General features: G+C 64.4%; 20 protein-coding genes and 2 pseudogenes. 16 read left to right on the top strand and 6 right to left on the bottom strand.

Translation table 11 applies throughout. The features are described from left to right. Nucleotides 1–85 precede the first annotated feature (85 nt). Nucleotides 86–1006: an acyl-ACP desaturase gene (locus B4383_RS14650; protein ID WP_078292141.1), complete on the top strand. Its 921-nt coding sequence runs from the start codon at nucleotides 86–88 to the stop codon at nucleotides 1004–1006. Nucleotides 1007–1080: 74 nt separating this feature from the next. Here B4383_RS14650 and B4383_RS14645 read toward each other — a convergent pair whose 3' ends face one another. Beyond that, entirely contained in the window at nucleotides 1081–2394 is a 1314-nt protein-coding gene (locus tag B4383_RS14645; RefSeq protein WP_078292035.1) for a DEAD/DEAH box helicase, read from the bottom strand. Nucleotides 2395–2706: 312 nt separating this feature from the next. On the opposite strand from B4383_RS14645, the gene B4383_RS14640 reads away from it, so the two are divergent. Next, entirely contained in the window at nucleotides 2707–3552 is an 846-nt protein-coding gene (locus B4383_RS14640; protein ID WP_078292038.1) for a tRNA (adenine-N1)-methyltransferase, read from the top strand. Here B4383_RS14640 and B4383_RS14635 read toward each other — a convergent pair whose 3' ends face one another. Both B4383_RS14635 and B4383_RS14630 read right to left on the bottom strand, forming a co-directional pair. Continuing rightward, complete coding sequence (locus B4383_RS14635) at nucleotides 3553–4137, bottom strand: hypothetical protein (protein WP_078292040.1); 585 nt, start codon at nucleotides 4135–4137, stop codon at nucleotides 3553–3555. Nucleotides 4138–4148: 11 nt separating this feature from the next. Continuing rightward, a complete protein-coding gene (locus B4383_RS14630) occupies nucleotides 4149–4673 on the bottom strand; it encodes a hypothetical protein (RefSeq protein WP_139360802.1) in 525 nt (174 codons plus the stop codon). A gap of 163 nt (nucleotides 4674–4836) precedes the next feature. Between B4383_RS14630 and arc the strand changes: the two genes are divergently transcribed. Then, nucleotides 4837–6654 (top strand): proteasome ATPase, encoded by a 1818-nt coding sequence (gene arc / locus B4383_RS14620; protein ID WP_078292143.1) that lies wholly within the window; start codon nucleotides 4837–4839, stop codon nucleotides 6652–6654. A gap of 14 nt (nucleotides 6655–6668) precedes the next feature. Here arc and B4383_RS14615 read toward each other — a convergent pair. Then, nucleotides 6669–7297, bottom strand: a pseudogene (locus B4383_RS14615) (SAM-dependent methyltransferase). Between the two features lie 351 nt (nucleotides 7298–7648). On the opposite strand from B4383_RS14615, the gene B4383_RS14605 reads away from it, so the two are divergent. Further along, nucleotides 7649–8254: a maleylpyruvate isomerase family mycothiol-dependent enzyme gene (locus tag B4383_RS14605; RefSeq protein WP_286143834.1), complete on the top strand. Its 606-nt coding sequence runs from the start codon at nucleotides 7649–7651 to the stop codon at nucleotides 8252–8254. On the opposite strand, the gene B4383_RS14600 is transcribed toward B4383_RS14605, so the two are convergent. Further along, nucleotides 8251–9399, bottom strand: coding sequence for a hypothetical protein (locus tag B4383_RS14600; protein WP_078292051.1), 1149 nt, complete (start codon nucleotides 9397–9399; stop codon nucleotides 8251–8253). The two genes, B4383_RS14605 and B4383_RS14600, sit on opposite strands and share 4 nt — an antisense overlap. A 149-nt stretch (nucleotides 9400–9548) precedes the next feature. On the opposite strand from B4383_RS14600, the gene B4383_RS14595 reads away from it, so the two are divergent. The 6 genes from B4383_RS14595 (at nucleotide 9549) to B4383_RS14570 (ending at nucleotide 15355) form a co-directional block, all read left to right on the top strand. Further along, nucleotides 9549–10031, top strand: coding sequence for a sigma-70 family RNA polymerase sigma factor (locus B4383_RS14595; RefSeq protein ID WP_078292053.1), 483 nt, complete (start codon nucleotides 9549–9551; stop codon nucleotides 10029–10031). Next, the gene (locus B4383_RS14590) at nucleotides 10028–10774 is read left to right on the top strand and encodes a zf-HC2 domain-containing protein (RefSeq protein WP_078292055.1); all 747 of its coding nucleotides are present in this window, start codon (nucleotides 10028–10030) and stop codon (nucleotides 10772–10774) included. The genes B4383_RS14595 and B4383_RS14590 overlap by 4 nt, the downstream gene beginning before the upstream one ends. Nucleotides 10775–10961: 187 nt before the next feature. Beyond that, complete coding sequence (locus tag B4383_RS14585; RefSeq protein ID WP_176126501.1) at nucleotides 10962–12662, top strand: thiamine pyrophosphate-binding protein; 1701 nt, start codon at nucleotides 10962–10964, stop codon at nucleotides 12660–12662. Next, nucleotides 12649–13308 (top strand): SRPBCC family protein, encoded by a 660-nt coding sequence (locus B4383_RS14580; RefSeq protein WP_176126503.1) that lies wholly within the window; start codon nucleotides 12649–12651, stop codon nucleotides 13306–13308. The genes B4383_RS14585 and B4383_RS14580 overlap by 14 nt, the downstream gene beginning before the upstream one ends. Further along, the gene (locus tag B4383_RS14575) at nucleotides 13305–14318 is read left to right on the top strand and encodes a 3-oxoacyl-[acyl-carrier-protein] synthase III C-terminal domain-containing protein (protein ID WP_078292062.1); all 1014 of its coding nucleotides are present in this window, start codon (nucleotides 13305–13307) and stop codon (nucleotides 14316–14318) included. The genes B4383_RS14580 and B4383_RS14575 overlap by 4 nt, the downstream gene beginning before the upstream one ends. Continuing rightward, nucleotides 14297–15355, top strand: coding sequence for an aminotransferase class I/II-fold pyridoxal phosphate-dependent enzyme (locus tag B4383_RS14570; RefSeq protein WP_078292064.1), 1059 nt, complete (start codon nucleotides 14297–14299; stop codon nucleotides 15353–15355). The genes B4383_RS14575 and B4383_RS14570 overlap by 22 nt, the downstream gene beginning before the upstream one ends. 78 nt (nucleotides 15356–15433) lie before the next feature. On the opposite strand, the gene B4383_RS14565 is transcribed toward B4383_RS14570, so the two are convergent. After that, complete coding sequence (locus tag B4383_RS14565; protein WP_078292066.1) at nucleotides 15434–16258, bottom strand: class I SAM-dependent methyltransferase; 825 nt, start codon at nucleotides 16256–16258, stop codon at nucleotides 15434–15436. A gap of 92 nt (nucleotides 16259–16350) precedes the next feature. On the opposite strand from B4383_RS14565, the gene dop reads away from it, so the two are divergent. From dop to B4383_RS14535, 6 genes and pseudogenes are all read left to right on the top strand, one after another. Continuing rightward, on the top strand, nucleotides 16351–17847 hold the full coding sequence (dop, locus tag B4383_RS14560) for a depupylase/deamidase Dop (RefSeq protein WP_078292068.1): 1497 nt from the start codon (nucleotides 16351–16353) through the stop codon (nucleotides 17845–17847). 90 nt (nucleotides 17848–17937) lie between these two features. Continuing rightward, on the top strand, nucleotides 17938–18132 hold the full coding sequence (locus B4383_RS14555; protein WP_030095612.1) for a ubiquitin-like protein Pup: 195 nt from the start codon (nucleotides 17938–17940) through the stop codon (nucleotides 18130–18132). 50 nt (nucleotides 18133–18182) lie between these two features. Then, nucleotides 18183–18998: pseudogene (gene prcB / locus B4383_RS14550) on the top strand (proteasome subunit beta); the annotation flags it as partial. After that, nucleotides 18995–19798 (top strand): proteasome subunit alpha, encoded by an 804-nt coding sequence (gene prcA / locus B4383_RS14545; protein WP_078292072.1) that lies wholly within the window; start codon nucleotides 18995–18997, stop codon nucleotides 19796–19798. The pseudogene prcB and the gene prcA, both read left to right, overlap by 4 nt. Nucleotides 19799–19935: 137 nt before the next feature. After that, nucleotides 19936–20295 carry a hypothetical protein gene (locus tag B4383_RS14540; protein WP_078292074.1) on the top strand — a complete coding sequence of 120 codons (360 nt, stop codon included), beginning with the start codon at nucleotides 19936–19938 and terminating at the stop codon, nucleotides 20293–20295. After that, nucleotides 20292–21479: a hypothetical protein gene (locus tag B4383_RS14535; protein WP_078292147.1), complete on the top strand. Its 1188-nt coding sequence runs from the start codon at nucleotides 20292–20294 to the stop codon at nucleotides 21477–21479. The genes B4383_RS14540 and B4383_RS14535 overlap by 4 nt, the downstream gene beginning before the upstream one ends. Nucleotides 21480–21647 lie beyond the last annotated feature (168 nt).

Here is a 21647-nt window from a genome sequence, read left to right as displayed (position 1 = left end):
TTCACCAATTCGTCAGCCACTTTTTCTGTAACTTACGGTACCGTAGGTTACAGACGGGGGTAGGCCGAAAGGAGAGGTGGACGAGATGGTGACCGGACTACAAACGCGATTGCTCACCGAGTTGGAGCCCGTGGTCGAGGCGAATCTCGAACGGCACCTGGGTGTCGCGCGGCCATGGGCCCCACATGATTACGTGCCATGGAGCCGGGGCAGGGACTTTGCCTTCCTCGGTGGCGAGGATTGGCGGCCGGAGGACAGCCCTCTCGACCCGGTGGCCCAGGCGGCGTTGATCGTCAATCTGCTGACCGAGGACAACCTGCCGTCCTATCACCGTGAGATCGCCACGAGATTTGGGCGAGACGGCGCGTGGGGAACCTGGGTGGGCCAGTGGACGGCGGAGGAGGGGCGGCACAGCATCGCACTTCGCGACTATCTGGTGGTCACCCGTGGTGTGGACCCGACCAATCTTGAAGCAATGCGCATGGCGCACACCGTCGCCGGTTATGACTCAGGGGATAAGACACCCCTGGAGGCGTTGGCTTACGTGTCGTTCCAGGAGCTGGCCACACGGATATCACACCGCAACACGGGGAAGGCCTCGGGCTGCCCGATCGCCGATCAGCTGTTGGCGCGGGTGGCGCTGGATGAAAACCTGCACATGGTCTTCTACCGCAATCTCATGTCGGCGGCACTCGATATCGAGCCCGATGCTGCGATACAGGCGATCTGCAAGGAGATCGTCGGCTTCTCGATGCCGGGTATGGGGATGGCGGGTTTCGCGCAGAACGCGATAGCCATCGCGAAGGCGGGCATCTACGACTTGCGCATCCATCACGACGAGGTGCTGCAGCCTATCCTGCGGTTCTGGCGGGTGTTCGAACGTTCCGATGTCGGGCCCGAGGGTGAGCAGGCTCGCGAGACTCTCGTGAAATTCCTTGCCGCAGTGGATGAACGTGCGAAGTACTACGAGGAGAAGGCGGCCACGCGCGCGGCAAGAGGTGCCTGAACGCAACTACCGGAGGTCACCCGCGGTTGGCGGATGACCCTCCGGTAGTCGGCATATCGATCGTGGATTCAGACCTACCTCGACGTGCTACCGCTGCCTGCGCGCTGCGCGGACCGCTGCCCGTTTCCACCGCGCCGAGGCGCCCGCGCGGGGCGTCCCTCGGTGCCGCCACGGGGCCGCTGCGACCGCTGGCCGCGCTGTGCGTTCGGTGCGGGGGAGCCGCTGGCTTTCTGGGCGGGAGCAGGTTTCACATACGGTGCTACCTCGCCCACCAATTTCTTGACCTCGTCGGAATGAGCCGTCACCTGCTGCGGGGTGGCCGTGATGGCGGCCTTGCGCAGCAGCTGCGTGACGTCGCGTCGCTGTTCGGGAAGCACCACCGTCACCACGTCACCGGCACCGCCGGCGCGGGCCGTGCGGCCCGACCGGTGCAGGTAGGCCTTGTGCTCGGCGGGCGGGTCGACGTGCACGACCAAGGTCACGTCATCGACATGGACTCCGCGTGCGGCGACATCGGTAGCCACCAGCACCCGTGCCTGGCCACCGGAGAACGCGGCGAGGTTACGATCGCGTGCACCCTGAGAAAGGTTGCCGTGCAAGTCAACCGAGGGAATACCCGACTGGTTGAGCTGATGCGCGAGCCGCTTCGCCTGATGCTTGGTGCGCATGAAGAGGATGCGCCGCCCGGTGCCGGAGGCCAGCGTGTTGACGAGATCGCGCTTGGCATCCGGGCCGCTGACGGTGAACACGTGATGCGTCATCGCGGCGACGGGGGAGTCGACGGAATCGACCGAGTGCTCGGCGGGGTTGTGCAGGAACCGCTTGACAAGCTTGTCGACGTCGTTATCCAGGGTGGCCGAGAACAGCAGGCGCTGACCGGAACTCGGTGTCGCGGCCAGCAGCCGGGTCACCGCGGGCAGGAATCCGAGGTCGGCCATGTGGTCGGCCTCGTCCAGCACGCAGATCTCCACGGCGTCCAGACTCAGATGGCGTTGCTTCAGAAGGTCTTCCAGGCGTCCCGGGCAGGCGACCACGATGTCGACGCCGGCCGAGAGGGCTTGCACCTGCCGGTGCTGGGAGACTCCACCGAAAATGGTGGTGACCTTGAGGCGGCAGATCGCGGCCAAAGGTTCGATGACTGCGCTGATTTGGGTCGCCAGCTCCCGGGTGGGTGCCAGCACGAGTGCACGCGGCTTACGCGGTACCCGGTTGCCACTGGCAATACGGGAGACGACAGGAAGGGAGAACGCGAGAGTCTTTCCGCTGCCGGTCTTGCCACGGGCCAGTACGTCACGGCCACTGAGAGTGTCGGGAAGAGTCGCGGCCTGGATGGGGAACGGCGCGCTGATTCCAGCGGCCTGCAACACGTCGATAAGTGGTGCGGGCACGCCAAGGGAATCAAATGTGGGTTGAGACATGGGTAGTTGAACGCCTTTCGAGGCATTGTGGTGGCGAGATTGCCAGTGGGCAATGTCGATCGCCGAGAGAAGAGCCTGAAAGTCTGCCTAAATTCACACTGGCTGACGAAAGAAACGTTCTTCGACGCGAGCGCAAATTCAGCGCTCAGTGATAGACACTACTGCCTGTTGGCATCAATAGCTAAACCTGTGCGGCGAAACACACTGGTGGCGGACACTCCTGCCTGCCCTGATGTCTGCCCGATTCGGAGTCGGCAACGCATACCTGGCAAGGTGAGCCGCATGTCTCGAACCGGACCGTTCGTCGTCGGCGATCGCGTGCAATTGACCGACCCCAAGGGGCGGCACTACACGATGGTGCTCGAGCCCGGTAAGGAGTTCCACACCCATCGTGGTGCCATCGTGCACGACGGGGTGATCGGAATCCCCGAGGGCAGCGTCGTGAAATCGACCAACGGTGACCAGTTCCTGGTGCTGCGCCCTTTGCTCATCGACTACGTGCTGTCGATGCCGCGGGGTGCGCAGGTGATCTACCCGAAGGACGCCGCACAAATCGTGCACGACGGCGATATCTTCCCCGGCGCGCGGGTGCTGGAAGCCGGCGCAGGGTCGGGCGCGCTCACGTGCTCGCTGCTGCGAGCGGTGGGGCCCGAGGGAACGGTGATCTCTTACGAGATTCGTGAGGATCACGCCGAACACGCTGTGCGTAACGTCACAACATTCTTCGGAGAGCGACCGAACAACTGGGAGCTGGTGCTGGGCGACCTGTGCGAGCGGCCGGCGGATGCGGGTGCCGTCGACCGGGTGGTTCTCGACATGCTGGCGCCCTGGGAGACTTTGCCCGCGGTCGCAGAATCGCTGGTGCCCGGCGGCGTGCTCGTCGTCTACGTCGCTACTGTCACCCAGCTGTCGCGTGTCGTCGAGGCGTTGCGAGAACAGCAATGCTGGACCGAGCCACGGTCCTGGGAGACGATGCAGCGCGGCTGGAACGTCGTCGGTCTGGCGGTGCGTCCGGAGCACAGCATGCGCGGGCATACCGCGTTCTTGGTCAGTGCACGTCGCCTGGCGCCGGACACAATCACCCCGACGCCACTGCGGCGTAAGCGGTTACCGACTACCGCGGTGTAGCTACGGGGCAGGTGCCTCGGGAGCCGGGGCAGCTGCGGGAGGCGCCTCATGTGGTGCGGCGGTACCCGCGAGCGATGTCCCGGTCTTGAGCAGTAGGTCGGAGGTCCGCTTCGACAACTTCCACCCCTGGCCCTCGGGTGAGAACGACATCGGCACCGCGAACCCGCCCATCTTGGGACTCGGGCTATTGATGGTGACGACGGCCTCGACATCGCCCGCGGTCTCCGTCGACCACTTGGGGTCCTTCACGGTGAACGACAACGGCGAGAACCCGGCGTCGCCGATCGCCTTGGTGAACTTGTCCAGCTGTTCGGGGGTGGCGCCCTGAACAGCGGTGACCTTCTCGGCGCCCGGCAGGGTCGGATCGGCGAGACGGTTGAGAACATCGGTCAGCACCGCCGGATCCGGCAGCGGATGGTCTGGGACGGCGGCGGCCGGGGACGTGGGCTGCGACACCGAGGAGCTGACCGGGGCGGCCTTATCGCTTGAGCTGCTGCAGGCGGTCAGGGCGAGAACGGCTGCACCCGCCGCGACGACTGCGAGTTGAAGGTGACGGGCCATGATCCAGGTGACTCCATTCGGCATATCGGCTACGTCTACCTTCCAGACTTACCGGATGCCGCCTGGATTAGCGAAATGGCTGACGCCTTGCTGATCTTCCAGCCGTCCTGATTCACGAAGTTGATCTTCGTCGTGTAGGCCTGGGTCTTGGGACCGGTAATGGTGACCGCAGCCGAGGTCAGGCCCGGTCCGGTGGATTTGATGTCGGAGACCGTGAAAGCGAGCGGTAGGAAACCATCGCGGTTGGCGTTCTTGAACGCGCGATCAGCGTAGATCCCCTCGCCGGTACCGATGCCGCCCTCGACCAGACCGCCCTTGGCGAGGGCCGACACGCCCGGATCGGCGAGTGAATACAGCAAACCGCTCAACTCATCGGATGTGGGTGTGGCATCGGCCGGGTCGGAAGGAACGTCCATCGGGATATCCCACGACACGGGGGCGACGTCGAGGGGTATCGCGATCGTTGCTGTCGAGCTAGGAGAGCTGGCTGTCGGCTCGCTCATTGGCACTGCCAAGCCAACCGCCGCCGCGAGTAAACCCAGCATGGCGACCCCCGACATACCGGTTTGTGAGCTCACGGTTGTCCTTTCGATCGACCTGAATGTGACGAACGCTAACAGCGTAGACGTCACAGACAACGGGTAGACCCCGCATGACCGGCCAATCGCCGGTAGCGTTGAAGTATCCACCGCACCAATTCTCGGTGTGGGAAAGGAGGACATCATGAGTGAGTCGGAGCGTTCAGAGGCGTTCGGCACACCGGATGCCGCCGAGCTGGAGCGGCTACGCCGAGAGATTGCGGCGCTTCGCCAAGAGTTGGAAGACAGTGCGACTTCGCGAGGAGCGAGCGCCGGCGATGCCGGTCGTCTGCGTGACCTGAACCAGCTTGAGGCCCGCATTGACTCCCTGAACGCGCGGAACGCCAAGCTGATGGACACCCTCAAGGAGGCCCGTCAGCAGCTCTTGGCGCTGCGCGAGGAAGTTGACCGGCTGGGCCAGCCGCCGAGCGGTTACGGCGTGTTGCTGGCGGTACAGGCCGACGACACGGTGGACGTCTTCACCTCGGGCCGCAAGATGCGGGTGACCTGCTCGCCCAACATCGAGACCGCTGAGCTGCGCCGGGGCCAGACCGTGCGCCTCAATGAGGCGCTCACGGTGGTCGAGGCCGGCAACTTCGAATCTGTCGGTGAGATCAGCACGCTGCGCGAGCTGCTGGACGACGGTCACCGCGCGCTCGTGGTGGGACATGCCGACGAGGAACGCATCGTCTGGCTGGCCGATCCGCTGATCGCACCGGACCTCTCGGATGTCTCCGAGGACGCCGACGGAGCGGATCTTAAGCCGCGGAAGCTACGGCCCGGCGATTCGTTGCTGGTTGACACCAAGGCCGGGTATGCCTTCGAGCGGATCCCCAAGGCCGAGGTCGAGGATCTGGTGCTGGAGGAGGTGCCGGACGTCAGCTACAGCGACATCGGAGGCCTGACCCGGCAGATCGAGCAGATCCGCGACGCGGTGGAGCTGCCGTTCCTGCACAAGGATCTCTACCGGGAATACGCCCTGCGTCCGCCCAAGGGTGTGCTGCTGTACGGGCCGCCCGGATGCGGAAAGACCCTCATCGCCAAGGCCGTTGCCAACTCGCTGGCCAAGAAGATGGCAGAGCTGCGTGGCGACGACTCCCGCGAGGCCAAGTCCTACTTCCTGAACATCAAGGGCCCGGAGCTGCTCAACAAGTTCGTCGGTGAGACGGAGCGGCATATCCGCTTGATCTTCCAGCGAGCCCGCGAAAAGGCTTCGGACGGTACGCCGGTCATCGTTTTCTTCGATGAGATGGACTCCATTTTCCGCACCCGCGGTACCGGTGTCAGCTCCGACGTCGAGACGACCGTGGTGCCGCAGCTGCTCTCCGAGATCGACGGTGTCGAAGGCCTGGAGAACGTCATCGTCATCGGCGCCTCCAACCGTGAAGACATGATCGATCCGGCGATCCTGAGGCCCGGCCGCCTGGATGTGAAGATCAAGATCGAACGGCCCGATGCCGAGTCGGCGCAGGACATCTTCTCCAAGTACCTCACCGAGAAGCTGCCGGTCAACGAGGACGATCTCGCCGAGTTCGGTGGCGATCGCGGACTGACCATCAAGGCGATGATCGAGAAGGTCGTGGACCGGATGTACGCCGAGATCGACGACAACCGGTTCCTGGAGGTCACCTATGCCAACGGTGACAAGGAAGTCATGTACTTCAAGGACTTCAACTCCGGCGCCATGATCCAGAACGTCGTGGATCGTGCGAAGAAGAACGCCATCAAGGCGGTGCTGGAGACCGGTCAGAAGGGTCTGCGGATTCAGCATTTGCTCGACTCGATCGTTGACGAGTTCGCCGAGAACGAGGATCTGCCCAACACCACCAATCCGGATGACTGGGCGCGGATCTCGGGCAAGAAGGGCGAACGGATCGTCTACATCCGCACGCTGGTCACCGGCAAGAGCTCGAGTGCCAGCCGCGCGATCGACACCGAATCGAGCCTGGGCCAGTACCTGTAGGCCTATGTGACTGTTCACACGCGCTGAGCTGTCAGCACCGCGTTCCCATCGCCGCGCGCGAGCCGGCGCTCGTCCGTCGGGTCGTAGCGGTCCAGGAGCCCGGGTACCCGTTGGTGGGTGATCGTCTGAAAGCCGTGGCGCGCAAGGAGTTCGTTGGCGTGGGCAGCGGTCATGCCGGTGCGATAAGGTTCGCCCCGCCGGGTGTCGGACTTCGATACTCGACGCACCATCGGCCGGGGGCTGTCATGGCCGACGATGTCCGGATCGCCGTAATCCATCACGAGCCGGCTTCCCGGCGCACAGAGGTCTTTGAGCTGCGCCAGTGTCGATTCCAGTGCGGGCACCGTCAGGTAGTAGGTGACGCCGAGCCAGACCACCAGCGCCGGCACCGCCGGATCGAATCCCGCGGTGTACAGGCTGGTGGTCAGATCGTCCCGCTCGAAATCGCACGGCGCCCATCGCGGCGGCACACCGCGGCGCTCCACCAGAAGCCTCTTGTCTCGCTGCGTCGAGGACGCGTCGACCTCGAACACGGTGACGGGCAGCGACCCAGGTGTTGACTGCTGGTATCAAATCCCGCACCAAGAACAACGACTTGGGCGGTGCCGGACGCCGCCGGCGCCCGCAGCTCGTCATCGGACACCCGGCTGCGCACCACCGATCCAGCAGTCGCAGGCCCCACCGCGCCGCCGTCGGCGAGGCGAGGCCGAGCCGGAACAGCGGATGCGTCACGAACCAGCCGGACTGCGGATCATCGAGCAGAGCACCGGATTGCATGGACTCGGCGGCGCGCTGCCAGGCATTGAATTGCGGGGTCAGGCTTGCGGTGTGGTCCAGTCGACGTGGGGGCACAGCGCGAGGATAGAAAGCCCGGTGGGCTCATGATGATGCTTTGGCACTGTCTGGCAGTGCCTGGCAGGCCGCGGCGGTGCTGGTCAGCGTGGTTTTCCTAGCATGGCGAGTACAGCCCGACGTCAGCCCCAAAGGACGACACATGAAACCCCGAGAAATGCTTTCCGCCGAGCGCGCCAGCCTCGCCGAATTCCTGCACACGCTCACCGAGGATGACTGGATGGCGCCGTCACTGTGTGCGGGGTGGCGGGTCCGCGATGTCGTGGCACATGCCAGTGTCGACGCGGTATCGCTCGGTGCGTATCTGGGAACCGCACTGCGCAACCCATCGATCGACAAACTCAACGACGCACTGCTGGAACGCACCGGCCATCTATCGAATCAAGAACTGTTGCGCCATTTCGAGTCGGCCGTGCGACCCGGAGCCTTCGGCAAGATGGCGCCCGCGGCTCTTCATACCGACGCCATGGTGCACCAGCAGGACATCAGGAGACCGTTGGGTAAACCGCGTGCCATCCCCGTGGACCGGCTGATCTTCGCCTTGGATCATCCGGACTTCGGTGCTCACCCGAAGCGATACACCAAGGGACTGCGGTTCGTGGCCACCGATGTGGACTGGGCCAAGGGCTCCGGGCCGGAGGTGCGCGGCCCCGGAGAGGCGCTGGTACTGGCGACGGCAGGCCGCTCAGTGGTGATCGGCGAGCTCGACGGCGACGGCGTGCCCACCCTGGCCCGGCGAATGCGCTAGGCGCGGGTGGCCGCGAGGTATGCGTCGCGGCCGGCCAGGCTGATCGCCACATCGGCGATGAGCGGTTCGAAGAAGCGGCTGCGGTACTGGGGATCGACACTGCTGTTGACCGTGAAGTACAACCCCGAGAGCACTGCCACCAACAACGCCATATGGATCAACGTCTGCGGCACTCCGATCCGGATCCCGAACCAGGTGCCCGCGCATGGCGGCGCCGCCCCGGATGCGCAGGCGGCCTCGTTGGACCACAGGGCCATCACGTCGTGTGGCACCGCCACGATGCCCAGCAGCATGAAGAAGGCGAACACTCCGGCGGTGAAGAACGCGACCTGAATGGCCTGTGAAACCACCATCACCAGCAGCACATTGACGCGTTCCGGCCATCTCAAGGCCAGACGCGGTGACTCATCGTCGGAGAGGTCGGCCAGTGGTGTGCCCACCAGCAGCGCCGCGGTCGCCGGGTCTCCGGCACGGTTCTCGCGCAGGCTCGCCAGCTCGTCACGCACCGTCACCGCCATGAAGGCCAACGCCGTCAGTGCCAGGAAACCAATGGTCTGCCATAGCCTTTCCCGGGTAATACGTGCCGACAGTTGCCAGAGCTCGCCGGTGAAGAACACCACCACGGTCAACATGAGCAGCGGCAGCGCGCGGGACATGAGTGTGGCGAGTGCGCCGAACTGCGTCGAGGCGTAACGCAGCGCCCACAGACCGATGGATCCTGCACCCAGATAGGTCAGCCAGATCAGTACCAGCGCGGCGAGTAGGAACGCGGGCATCATCGCGGCGGCCGCTGTCCACGAGCCGGTGTCGGCGAGGGGCAGCACGATCACGAAGATCGTGATGACGAGCCAGGACAAGGCGCGGCGCACCGAATCGGCACGGACGGTGCCAAGGCGCTGCAGCGCCGTCAGCACAAGCGGCTGCGCCGCCATGAGCAGGGCGAGCACGATCAGCAGGGCCATCAGCATGATCGAGCGGGTGTCGTTGTCGGTGGAGAGCAATTCGTAGAGTGAGACGCCCGCGCCGGCCACTCCGATCATGGGTGCGGCGCGGTCGAGGAGCTCGCGGGAGCGCACCCGCCGGTCCAGCACAACGGGTAAGCCCCGGGACAGGAACCATTCGTGAACATCCTCGAGATTGCGCACCCGATCATGATGACAAGGCTGCTCGATGAGGCAAAACGGGCGTACTTTGAACCAATCGGGCGGTCGGTTCGTGTAACCGTCGGAGGTGTTCCATGGCGGATGGGCAGGCTGGGCCGAAAGGCATCGGCGTCGGTGGCTCATCGAGTCTTATGCGGGCCTTTTATGACGAGTACGCAGGCCCGCTGCATCGTTATGTTATGTATCTGACCCACGACTCGGCGCTGTCGGAGGACATCGTGCAAGAGGTGCTGTTACGCGCCTGGCGGCATCCAACACTGGTCAACCAGACCGAAGGATCGGCGCGCGCCTGGCTTTTCACGGTTGCTCACAATCTGGTCCGCGATAACGCGCGTAGCTCCCGTTTTCGTAGCGAGATAGCCACTGCCGAGACACCCGAGTTCGCGTCCCCCGATCAGGTGGATGCGACGCTGGACGCGTGGCTGGTCGCCGAGGCGCTCCGCACACTGTCCACGGATCACCGAGCCGTCATCCTGCGTGCGTACTACCGCGGGAGTTCAGTCGCCGACATATCCGCTGAGCTGGGGGTGCCCGAAGGTACCGTCAAATCACGCCTGCACTACGGCGTGCGTGCGCTTAGGTTGTCGCTGCAGGAAATGGGGGTCACGCGATGACTATCGAACATGTCTATGCCGATTGGGATGCCGCCTATGTGCTGGGCGCGCTCTCGTCGACCGAACGGCGTGAGTACGAGCAGCACCTGGTTGACTGTGTCAGCTGTCAGCGCGCTCTGTCGGAGGTCACCGCTATGCCCGGCCTGCTGTCCAAGGTCGATCGCGGCTACGCCGAGAGGATGGAACTCGAAGACCCCCCGGTGCTCGCGAAGCCGGCTACCAGCTGCCCGGTCCAGGCTCTGTGGCCCAAGCTGCAGGCTCGGTGGCGACGGCAGAGTGCCGTGCGCCGACTGGCGTATGTGGGCGCCGTCGCGGTGGCCGCCGGCGTGGCACTGACGGTTTCCTTGGTGCCGCCACCGTGGTATCACCGGCCCGCGCCGATGAATGTCGCGGCGGGTTCGCTGCCCTCGGGTGAGCATTGGCAGCCGATGCGTCAGGTGACGCCATCGCCGCTGAGTGCGCAAGTGGCCATTGCCCGCGACGGTGTCGGGACCCGTATCGAAATGTGGTGTAGTTATCCGGCGTACGGAGATGATGCCGACGGCTCCGCGGCGCCGTACGCGCTGCGGATCGGTACCCGCGAGGGTGGGAACATGATCGCCAGTTCGTGGACGGCCAAACCGGGCTCCGCGATGATGACGTCGACGACTGTTCCGATGGCTCAGGATCAGATCGAGAGTGTCCAGGTGATCGACAATCACGGCGACTCGGCACCCCTGGTGTTCCTCGAACTGCGTCGCTGAAGTTCCTACATGTCAGGCTCGTGATGCTTTGACGTGCCCATATCGGCACTACCTGAAACTCGATTCATATTGTGCCATCACATGATTGAGATAACTCGATCACCTTTTCTCGTGGATTGTTGAACCGGTCACGTGTGACAGTCGTGTACTAGTCATGACCACGCCGATATGTGCCGGGAACGGGAACATACGAGTGGTTGACTGGCTCGCGCTGGAGCTGCGTCACCACGATGTCGATTACTTCTTCGGAGTCGACGGCGCCAACATCGAGGATCTCTACGATGCCGTGCACTACACACCCGGTATCGAGGCCGTCGTCGCCAAACACGAGTTCTCGGCGGGCACGATGGCCGACGGCTACGCGCGCGCCACGTCGAGGATGAGCGTGGTGGCCGCCACGTCGGGCGGTGGTGCCGTCAATCTTGTTCCCGCGCTTGCCGAATCATATGCGAGCGGAGTTCCCGTCCTGGCGATCGTGGGCCAGCCGCCCCGCCCGTTGGAAGGTAACGGCGCGTTTCAGGACGGGAGTGGGCGTGCCGGAAGCATGGACTTGGAGGCGGTTTTCCGTCCCATCTCCGGTTACTGCGCCCGCGTGCAGCACCCGGAAGAAATCGCCGGGGCGCTTGCCCATGCCCTGGCTGCGGTCCGGGACGGTCTGCCCGCGGTGCTCTTGATACCTAAAGATGTTCAGCAGGCCCGCCTGAGGTCGCTGCCGCAGATGCGGGAGCCGCATGCTCGGCCCGGGGCGGTGCCGACCCAGCTTGCCGATTTCGCCGAGTATCTGGCCGATACGCCCGGCCGGATACTGGTGGTGGCCGGCCCGGAGGTGGCGCGGCACAATGCTCGTGACGAGCTGGCTGATCTCATCGATCGTCTTGACGCCTTTGTCGCGGTGTCTCCCGACGCCAAAGATGCTGTGGACGGCGAGGATCCGCGACTGCTGGGTGTCATCGGGGTAATGGGACACCCGGCGGTGGAAAGGGTAATGCACCACGGTGTGACGTGTGTGTGCGTCGGGACCACCATGCCCGTGATGACTCGTGGGGGCGTCGACTTCTCCACAACACCGGTACTCTCGATCGGTTCGGCGACACCGCACATCGCATCGCGGCACCTGCAGACCGAGGATCTGGTGTCCACACTGGCCCAGCTCGCCGCGGCCCTACCGGTGCGCGCCGACTGCCCCGACAACGAAACGATCTACGCACCAGCTCATCTCGAACCGCCCGCACATGACGGCGAAGGTGTCAGGTACCACGATGGCATGCACGTTCTGGACCGGGTGATTCCTGCGGAGGCGGATATCTTCGTCGATGCCGGCAACACCGGAGCCGCTGCGGTGCACTACCTGGGCGCTCGGCGCCAGGGGCGTTACGTCGTTGCCCTCGGGATGGGTGGCATGGGGTATGCCTTCGGCGCAGGCATCGGCTGTGCGTTCGCGCGGGGCGGCCGCACCGTGGTGGTCGCGGGCGACGGCGCATTCTTCATGCACGGCATGGAGATTCACACGGCAATCGAACATCGACTGCCGGTCACCTTCGTCATCGTCAATAACAACGCGCACGCCATGTGTGTCACCCGCGAGCAGCTGTATTACGGAGGGCAGTACAGCTTCAACCGGTTCTCGCCCTCGCGCATCGGGGCCGGGCTGGCGGCAATGTTCCCCGGCCTGATGTGCCGTTCGGCCGATACGGTGGCCGATCTCGAGGCTGCCATGAATGCGGCGATGGCTCACAGCGGTCCTTCCGTGGTGGAGGTCATTTGCTCTACCGACGAGATACCCCCGTTTGCTCCGTTCCTGTCATCTGAAATCGCTAAGGAGAAAACACATGACCGACACGATTACCGAAACATCCACGCCTGGCCTGAAAGCCTTGCCCGCGCTTAGCGATATCGCCGCCGATGCGGGCACCGGGGACGCGCTGCCCGGGGTGCACCGCATCGAGACCTCGCCGCGCGAGAAGGCGACTCCGATCATCATGGACATGATGCGATCGGTGTATCCGCATGATCAGGTGTTCGGCCCGTTTTGCACCGTCCAGGAGTACGTGGACTGCCCACCCGACGAATTGCATCGATACCTCTCCGATACCCGTTGCCTGGAGGAGTGGACCTACAGCCTGCGCGGTTTCGAGGAAACCGATGAGGCCGGGCTGTGGGTCGCACATGACCGCTTGGGCTCCGACACGCTGATCTATACCCGCACCGAGTCGAACGCCGAATCCGGAACCGTCGATTATCACTGTGCCTGGGATCAGGGCGATCACCTGTGGATGATCTACCTCATGCGGGTGGTCGACGCGCAGGTGGTGCTCAACAAGCCGGGCTCCGTCGTGCTGTGGACCAACTGCCACCACCCGTTCTACGACGAGAATCCCTATCCGGAAACCGCTCCTCCACAACGTAAGCCGTGGGTAGGGGACTTCTGGGACATGTTCGGCGCGGGCCACCTGTTGGAGCTGCTGAATCTCAAGGCCATCGCCGAATACCGCCACAGCCATGGGCTTCCGATCGTTCCGGAGTGGATGAAATGACCGTCAGCATTTTCGATATCTCCAGCTATCTTCCCGAGAACCGGGTCAGCGCTGACTATTTCGCGCAGTATGCCAAGGACGATGACCTGGCCGAGAACGTCATGTTCCGGAGCCCGGCTCATCGGCATCACGTCGCCGCCGACGAATCCGCGGTGGATATGGCCGAGCGTGCGGTCGCCGGTCTCAAGGCCCGGCACGGGGACAGTGTGTTGGACGAGGTAGACATTCTTCTGACGCACACCCAGTTGCCCGACTTGCCCTTTGTGGGCTGCGGTGGCGAGGTGGCGAACCGGCTGCAAATCCGCCCGGAGTGGATTCTGGACGTGCACAACGGCGGCTGCGTGTCGTTCGTTCTGATGCTCAAGCTTGTGCAACAGATGATGGCCTCGTCGAGCGCCCGCTCGGCGCTCATCGTGAATATGCAGAACGCGGCGGGCCAGATCTTTGTGCAAGAGCAAGTGCGCTCCACCGCACAGGCCTCGATACCGGGGGACGGCGCCACCGCGGCGCTGATCACCCGTGAAGGGGGCTCGCCGGTTTTGGGTATCGAGACACGGAATTTCGGTGAGTTCGCGGGAGACATGACCTACGCGGTCACGCCTCATCGCAAGTATTGGGAGGCCGGACCTGGGCAGGGGCGGGTGGCGTTCACCGAGCACAAGATCAGCAAGGTGCTGGCCCGCGGCAACAGGATGGTGCCCGAGGTGGCACTGGCGGTCTGTGATCGAATCGGGGTTCCGTCAACGGATCTCGACGCCCTGGTGACCAACCAGCCAAACCGGATCTTCCTGCGGAACTGGCGCGATGCCCTGCAGCTGCCCCGGGAGAAGCACCCCGATACCTTTGACGAGTGCGGCAACCTGTTCGGGGTGGGTATTCCGCACACGCTCGATCAGGCGATCTCCGATGGGCAGGTCAAGGTCGGCGACACCGTGATGCTGGCGGGGTTCGCCCATGCCGGTGATTACGCGGCTGCGGCGGCCGTGCGGTGGGGCGGGAGGGGTCTGTGACGATCAGTCCGCTCCGATTGGCGCTGAACGAAAATCCCTATCGCCCACTGCCATCGGTGCGCGATGCGCTCAGGCATGACATTGCGGAGGTGAATCGGTACCCCGAGTTTCTACCCGTGGTGCTCCCGAGATTGATCGCCGAACGTGTCGGTATGACACCGGAGGAAGTGGTGGTGGGTGTCGGGGCCACCGGGGTGGCGCTGCAGGTATTGCAGGCGTTGTGCCAGCCGGGCGATTCTTTGGTCTTTGCGCATCCGACATTCGACGGTTACCCGATACTTGCCGATATTGCCGGACTGATCCAGGTGCCGATCCCGCTGGCGAACAATGGGATGACTGATCTGGATGAGCTACTGGGAGCGGCCTGTGACGCCGATGCCGCCGCCGTGGTGCTGTGCCGGCCACATAACCCGACCGGAACGCTGATACCTGCCGATCAGGTCTATGAGTTTGTCCGTGAGGCTCCGCCGTCCAGTGTCGTCATTCTCGATGAGGCCTATATCGAATTCGTGGATCCCGATGCACATCTGGACATTCCGAGGTTGATCGCAGCGCACCCGAACCTGGTTGTGCTGCGCACATTCTCCAAGGCATACGGGTTGGCGGGGCTGCGCATCGGCTACGGGCTGGCCGCTCCCGCGGTCTGTGGTGTCATTCGTAGATACCAGCTTCCGTTCGGCATGAACCGCGCGGCCGCGGTGGCGGTCGCGGCGTCCTACGCGGCCGAAGATGAATTGCGGCTACGGGTCGATTCCATTGTCTACGAACGTGATCAGCTCCGGGAACGGCTCGCACAGATGGGCGCACACATCCCGGACTCCCATGCCAACTTCGTGTATCTGCCCGCGCGTGGCGACAGTGAGCCCTGGATGTCCATTCTGGGAACGGATGACGTTGTCGCGAAGGAATACCCCGATGGCGGTGTCCGGCTCACAGTCGGTGATCCGCGCGAGATGGCCATCGTCGCGCGGCGGCTGCTGGAGATCGACGAGATTGGCGACGGCGCAGCGCCCCAGATGAGTAGACCTGCGTCATAGACTGGTTGGCCGCGGCGATCCGTCCCCCCGATTGCCGGCCCCGAAACGGCAAGGACCGCTGCGGCCAACCCCAACTTCTCAGAACGCGTAGCGGTGGTATTGCGCCATATATCGCAGCGTCGGGGACAGCGACATCGCCTTCGCCAGAAGCCGATACGCGGTCTTGGTCTGCCGGAAGGCCTCCGAATCGAACGGCGACTCCCATTGGAGTAGTTGCAGCGTGGGTATCGCGCGAATGAGGTCCTCGGGGCGGTCGATGCCCCAATACAGCGTCGCTCCGGAGCGACGCACCACCGCATTCGACCACTGTGTCTTGATGCCGAACCTGTTGAACGCATCGAATTGCAGTTCCCCATAGGGAAAGTGGTCAACGATGCGGCGAAACAGTGCGATGCCGTCCGCCTCCGTCAGATACATCGTCAGTCCTTCGCCGATCGCCAGCACCGGGCGGTCACCCCGGATGTGCGCGAGCCACGCCGGATCGGTCACCGATGCGGAGACGACATGGTAGTTGTCGTGTGTGGGATAGAGCTGGCTGCGCAGTGACGCCACATCGGGATAGTCGACGTCGTACCACTCGATCCCCGGGCCGGGGTCGAGACGGAAGAAGCGACCATCGAGACCACACCCCAGATGCAGCACGACGGCCTCGGCGTGTCTGGACAGAAATGCCCGGGCCCAGCTGTCGAAGTGCGCGGAGCGAGTCGTCACGGCGGGGGACCTGCGCGCGGTGATGGTCGTCTTGGACCAGTCGTAGTCGATGCGGTCGGCGATATCGCGGGCCAGCCGGTCGCCGAGGATCGGCTCGGGTAGATCGGCATCCAGAGCCTTGGCATAGAAGGTCGCCAGCATCGTCTGCGGTGCTCCACTGAGATCGACATGAATCTTCTCGGGGTGGCTCATGAGGCCGACGCTAATGCCGATTCGGTGGCACGCAGAGGAGTCTGAACAGTCCCCGGCGTGGTGTTCAGCCCCACCTCTCTAGGCTGAACGTCATGCAACGGATCATCGGTACTGAGGTTGAATACGGCATTTCGTCACCCACGGACCCCGCCGCCAACCCGATCCTTACCTCCACGCAGGCGGTGCTGGCCTACGCCGCGGCGTCGGGGATCCAGCGGGCCAAGCGCACGCGCTGGGACTATGAGGTGGAGTCGCCGCTACGTGACGCCCGTGGCTTCGATCTGGGGCGCACCACCGGCCCGGCTCCCATCGTCGACGCCGACGAGGTTGGGGCGGCCAACATGATCCTCACCAACGGCGCTCGCCTGTACGTCGATCACGCGCACCCGGAGTACTCGGCGCCCGAATGCACCAATCCGTTGGACGCCGTCATCTGGGACAAGGCCGGTGAGCGCGTGATGGAGGCCGCCGCGCGACACGTCGCCAGCGTGCCCGGCGCGGCCCGGCTGCAGCTCTACAAGAACAACATTGACGGCAAGGGTGCCTCTTACGGCACCCACGAGAACTACCTGATGGACCGGCAGACGCCGTTCTCGGCGATCATCACGGGCCTCACCCCGTTCTTCGTATCCCGCCAGGTTGTGACGGGTTCTGGTCGCGTGGGCATCGGGCCCTCCGGTGACGACTCCGGCTTCCAGTTGTCGCAGCGTGCCGACTACATCGAGGTCGAGGTCGGCCTGGAAACCACCCTCAAGCGGGGCATCATCAACACGCGCGACGAGCCGCATGCCGACGCCGACAAATATCGACGGCTGCACGTCATCATCGGAGACGCCAACCTCGCCGAGACCTCGACATTCCTCAAGGTGGGTACCACCTCCCTGGTGCTGGACCTGATCGAATCCGGGGCTGACCTGTCGGATCTGGCCCTGGCACGGCCGGTGTACGCGGTGCATGTGATCAGTCGCGATCCGTCGCTGCGGGCCACCGTGGCGCTGGCGGACGGCCGAGAACTGACAGCGCTTGCGCTGCAGCGTATCTACCTGGAGCGGGTGGCCGAGCTCGTCGCGTCCCGCGACCCAGATCCGCAGGCCGACCATGTGCTGCAGGTGTGGGCCAAGGTGCTCGATCTGTTGGAACGCGATCCCATGGAATGCGCCGACTTGCTGGATTGGCCCGCCAAACTGCGACTGTTGGAGGGTTTCCGGCAGCGCGAGAACCTGAGCTGGTCGGCACCGCGCCTGCACCTGGTCGACCTGCAGTACTCCGATGTGCGCCTCGACAAGGGGCTCTACAACCGGTTGGTCGCCCGCGGATCCATGCAGCGGATGGTCACCGAGCAGCAGGTGCTCGACGCGGTGACTCGGCCTCCGTCAGACACCCGCGCCTATTTCCGTGGCGAGTGCCTGCGCCGCTTCGGTGCCGATATTGCCGCCGCCAGCTGGGACTCGGTGATCTTTGACCTGGGCGGGGATTCGCTTGTCAGGATTCCAACGCTGGAGCCGCTGCGCGGCAGCAAGAGCCACGTGGGCTCGCTGCTGGACTCGGTCGATTCGGCGGCTGAACTGGTTGATCAGCTCACCACGTAACGCGATCGGCGACCCGCGCCAGCGAAACGTCACGCCGTCGGCACTGCCCGGTAGGCTGAACAGAACCGACCTAGCAGTCAGGAGGCAGCGATGGCGCAGGAGCAGACTAAGCGCGGTGGTGGCGGTGACGAGGACGATGTCACCGACCTGGGAGGACCGGCCGGGCAGGAGCGCCGCGAAAAGCTGGCGGAGGACACCGACGATCTGCTCGATGAGATCGATGACGTGCTGGAAGAGAACGCCGAGGACTTCGTGCGGGCGTACGTCCAAAAGGGTGGCCAGTGATCTGGCGCGATGACTCGATCGCGCCCCAGCAGTTCACCCGACACTCGCACCTTTCGTCGTTCTCCGAGTACCTGAGGATTCAGGCCCCAGAGTTGCTTCCGGCGGTCGGAAAGGCGTCAAGCGACGTGATCGCGAATCTGCCGCACGGCACCACCATCGTGGCGCTCACGTACCGCGGCGGAGTGCTGATCGCCGGTGACCGGCGCGCCACTCAGGGCAACTACATCGCCAACCGCGATATCGACAAGGTGCAGATCACCGACAACTACTCCGCGACCGGTATCGCTGGAACCGCCGCCATCGCCGTCGAATTCGCGCGGTTGTACGCCGTCGAGCTGGAGCATTACGAAAAGCTCGAAGGTGTGCCGCTGACCTTCAACGGTAAGGCCAATAGGCTCTCGGCTCTGGTGCGCGGCAATCTCGCGGCGGCCATGCAGGGTCTGGTGGCGGTGCCCCTGTTGGTGGGCTACGACATCGACGACCCCGACGGTGAAACCGCTGGGCGCATCGTGTCTTTCGATGTGGCCGGTGGCTGGCACGTGGAGAGCGACGGCTACCAGGCGGTGGGGTCGGGCTCGATGTTCGCCAAGTCCTCGATCAAGAAGCTATACAATCGCGGCGGCGACGCGCTTGGTGCCCTGGCGGTGGCTGTGGAGTCGCTCTACGATGCGGCCGAAGACGATTCGGCAACGGGCGGACCGGATCTGGTGCGCCGGGTGTTCCCGACGGCCGTTCGGATCGATTCCGGGGGGGCGGTCCGGGTACCGGAGGCGGACATCGAGCGCATCGCGCGCGAGGTCATCGAGAAGCGGACAGAAGCTGCACGTGCCGAATCAGAATTGCGTGAATCGGGAGGTAAGTCATGACCTTTCCGTACTATGCTTCGGTCGAGCAGCTCATGCGCGACCGTTCAGAGCTGGCGCGCAAGGGAATCAGCCGCGGTCGATCGGTAGTGGCGCTCACCTACGCCGACGGAGTGCTATTCGTCGCCGAGAACCCGTCCAACTCGTTGCAGAAGGTCAGCGAGGTGTACGACCGGGTGGGTTTCGCCGCTGTCGGCAAGTTCAATGAGTTCGACCGATTGCGTCGCGGTGGTATTCAGTGGGCCGATATGCGCGGCTACGCCTACGACCGCCGGGACGTGAGTGGACGTCAGCTGGCCAACATCTACGCCGAGGCGCTCGGCACCATCTTCAACGAGCAAGCCAAGCCGTACGAGGTGGAGCTGTGTGTCGGCGAGGTGGCCCACCATGGCCGGGACACCGGGCCGGTGCTGTACCGGATCACCTACGACGGGTCGATCGCCGATGAGCCGCACTGGGTTGTCATGGGCGGAAACACCGAGCCGGTGATCAACTCGCTCAAGGAGAGCTACGCCGAGCGGGCCACGCTCAAGGACGCAGTGGGCTTCGCGGTGAAGGCACTGCAGGCCGGGGCCGGCGCGGCTAATGGCTCCGCGGAGGGCCGGGTGCTCGGTGGCCTGGAGGTCGCGGTGCTGGAGCAGAGCCGTCCACGGCGGGCGTTCCGGCGGATCAAGGGCGCGGCCTTGGAAGCGCTTCTGCCCGAGGACTTCTCGCCAGGACAGACCGAGGGTGGGGGAGATCCCGCACCCGAGTCCGGTGACTCCAAGGACACTAAGGACTCCAAGGGTTCCAAGGGCAGTTAGCTCGGGCACTGTCGGCGCCGAGAATGGCTGATCGCGCGTCCCGAAAGTTATCCACAGCCTGAAATCGATGGAACCGCACGTGTATGTCGGCGGTCCTACCTGGTATCGAACCCGTATTGCACCAGGTAGGAGTAGCAATGTCCGTCAACGATCAGGACACATACATCGATCTCACGACGCTGCGGCTCGCCGACGGCACCTGTGAGGCGCTGGCCGCCCGCTGTGAGCTGCTGCGGAGCTCATTTGCGGGGGTGATCGCGCGCCTGGACACGTTCGCGCCGGTCAGCCATGCCATCTTCGGCGACTGCGAAGAAGGCCGAGGGTGGGGCCGGGTCGTCCATGACACGGTCCGGGCGCCGACGGGATCTCTGGCCGCTGTCCTCGAACAGCACCGAACGGCGCTCACTGAGTTCGCCGAGACCTTCCGGCGCATCGGTGATGCCTACCTCGAAACCGACAGGTGCTCCGCCCAGCGCTCCCGGACGTCGGCGCGATGAGCGGCACCGTGCGGCCCGATGAATGGCATGGCGACAAGTGGAGCCACGAATCAATCATGGACATGCAGGCGCGGATGGCGCCCGCGGGTATCAAGCGCATCGCCGACGAATGGAAAAGCACTCTGGGGGAGCTTGATTCGCTGTTCGCAACCTTTCTGGAGGATGTGGCCACGATGATCGACGAGAGTTGGAGCGGCCCCGGGGCGCAGGCAGCACTGGGCACCATGCGGGCGTACGTCGAAAACTCGGGTGCTGCGCTCCGGAGTGCGTTCACGCTGTCCGCTGGCCTGGAGGTGTTGGCAGGGGCAACGGGTGAACTGCAACAGAAGATCGCGTCCCCGCCCGCCGGCGCGCCGGCCGGACGGATGGGTGTGGACCTTGGGTGGGCGACGCCGGTCGCCGAGAACCTCGACCTGTGGGAGCAGGCGTTGGCTCAGGTGCGCACCATGTATAGCGGCCCGGCGGTGCAGGCCGGCAATGCGGTTGCCGAGCTGATCGGCCCTCGGGAACGACTCCGGTTCGGATCCGGCTCCGACGCGGATGCGGTGTCCGACCGGCTGGCGGATGAGCAGGCCGAGCGGGTCGGGGAATTCCTGGCGCGGTGGGGCCCGGAGTTGAACCCGCAGTCGGCGGTGCCCCCGGCCAACAGCGGTACGCCGCTGCAGCTGCCTCTCACGGTGGCGGGAACACCGGGTAACCCGTTCCGGGGCAGAGATTTCGGGGTAGGAACGTCCTCCGGATCGGAGGCGGACGAGTTTGGTGAGGACGACGTCTATGCGGGCCAGAACTGGATGCGCGATCCACTCTGGCGTGAAAACCCAACCCGCAGTGCCGGGTTCGAATCGGCGACACCGACGAGCCGACAGCCACTTTCTCCCGACCGAATGCCGGCATTCGGTGCGGGACCGACTGTGGCCAATGGCGGCGGTATCGGCGCGGGGGCGACGACACGGGGGTGGGGCGCGATGATGCCGATGATGGGCGCCTATCCGGCGCACGCAAACCAGCGGCGCGGTGACGAAAATGAGCACTACAGCCCAAGGTATCTCGTCAACAGCGACAACACTCGAGAGCTGCTGGGGGAGTTGCCCAAGGGTTCCGCCCCGGTCATCGGGTTATGGGAGGGCGATATCGCCGACGACGAATTCGGGCCGCCGCGGCGGCATGGTTTTCGTTCGCGCTGAGTCGGACCCTTGAAGGCCGGGGTTTGCGCCGGTATCGATACCGGGTGCCTTCGACACCCTCTGCTGTTGCCTGACGCCGTCCCGTAGCGAGAAAGTCGTCTGCATAGTGTCTGTATTCGTTGACATCGTTCCTCCCGAAGAATCGCCCGTTGCGTCGAAGGAAGCCTC

The sequence above is a fragment of the Mycobacterium sp. D16R24 genome (genome assembly GCF_002013385.1).
In the GTDB taxonomy this organism is placed as follows: Bacteria; Actinomycetota; Actinomycetes; order Mycobacteriales; family Mycobacteriaceae; genus Mycobacterium.
The sequence above is the reverse complement of the archived record's forward strand: the minus strand, read 5'-3'. Positions and strand labels throughout refer to the sequence as shown.

Excerpts from the sequence above, each read along its gene's own strand:
- B4383_RS14650 (WP_078292141.1), top strand. The coding sequence starts at position 86 with ATGGTGACCGGACTACAAACGCGATTGCTCACCGAGTTGGAGCCCGTG.
- B4383_RS14640 (WP_078292038.1), top strand. The coding sequence starts at position 2,707 with ATGTCTCGAACCGGACCGTTCGTCGTCGGCGATCGCGTGCAATTGACC.
- B4383_RS14635 (WP_078292040.1), bottom strand. The coding sequence starts at position 4,137 with ATGCCGAATGGAGTCACCTGGATCATGGCCCGTCACCTTCAACTCGCA.
- B4383_RS14630 (WP_139360802.1), bottom strand. The coding sequence starts at position 4,673 with ATGTCGGGGGTCGCCATGCTGGGTTTACTCGCGGCGGCGGTTGGCTTG.
- arc (WP_078292143.1), top strand. The coding sequence starts at position 4,837 with ATGAGTGAGTCGGAGCGTTCAGAGGCGTTCGGCACACCGGATGCCGCC.
- B4383_RS14605 (WP_286143834.1), top strand. The coding sequence starts at position 7,649 with ATGAAACCCCGAGAAATGCTTTCCGCCGAGCGCGCCAGCCTCGCCGAA.
- B4383_RS14595 (WP_078292053.1), top strand. The coding sequence starts at position 9,549 with ATGCGGGCCTTTTATGACGAGTACGCAGGCCCGCTGCATCGTTATGTT.
- B4383_RS14590 (WP_078292055.1), top strand. The coding sequence starts at position 10,028 with ATGACTATCGAACATGTCTATGCCGATTGGGATGCCGCCTATGTGCTG.
- B4383_RS14575 (WP_078292062.1), top strand. The coding sequence starts at position 13,305 with ATGACCGTCAGCATTTTCGATATCTCCAGCTATCTTCCCGAGAACCGG.
- B4383_RS14565 (WP_078292066.1), bottom strand. The coding sequence starts at position 16,258 with ATGAGCCACCCCGAGAAGATTCATGTCGATCTCAGTGGAGCACCGCAG.
- dop (WP_078292068.1), top strand. The coding sequence starts at position 16,351 with ATGCAACGGATCATCGGTACTGAGGTTGAATACGGCATTTCGTCACCC.
- B4383_RS14555 (WP_030095612.1), top strand. The coding sequence starts at position 17,938 with ATGGCGCAGGAGCAGACTAAGCGCGGTGGTGGCGGTGACGAGGACGAT.
- prcA (WP_078292072.1), top strand. The coding sequence starts at position 18,995 with ATGACCTTTCCGTACTATGCTTCGGTCGAGCAGCTCATGCGCGACCGT.
- B4383_RS14540 (WP_078292074.1), top strand. The coding sequence starts at position 19,936 with ATGTCCGTCAACGATCAGGACACATACATCGATCTCACGACGCTGCGG.
- B4383_RS14535 (WP_078292147.1), top strand. The coding sequence starts at position 20,292 with ATGAGCGGCACCGTGCGGCCCGATGAATGGCATGGCGACAAGTGGAGC.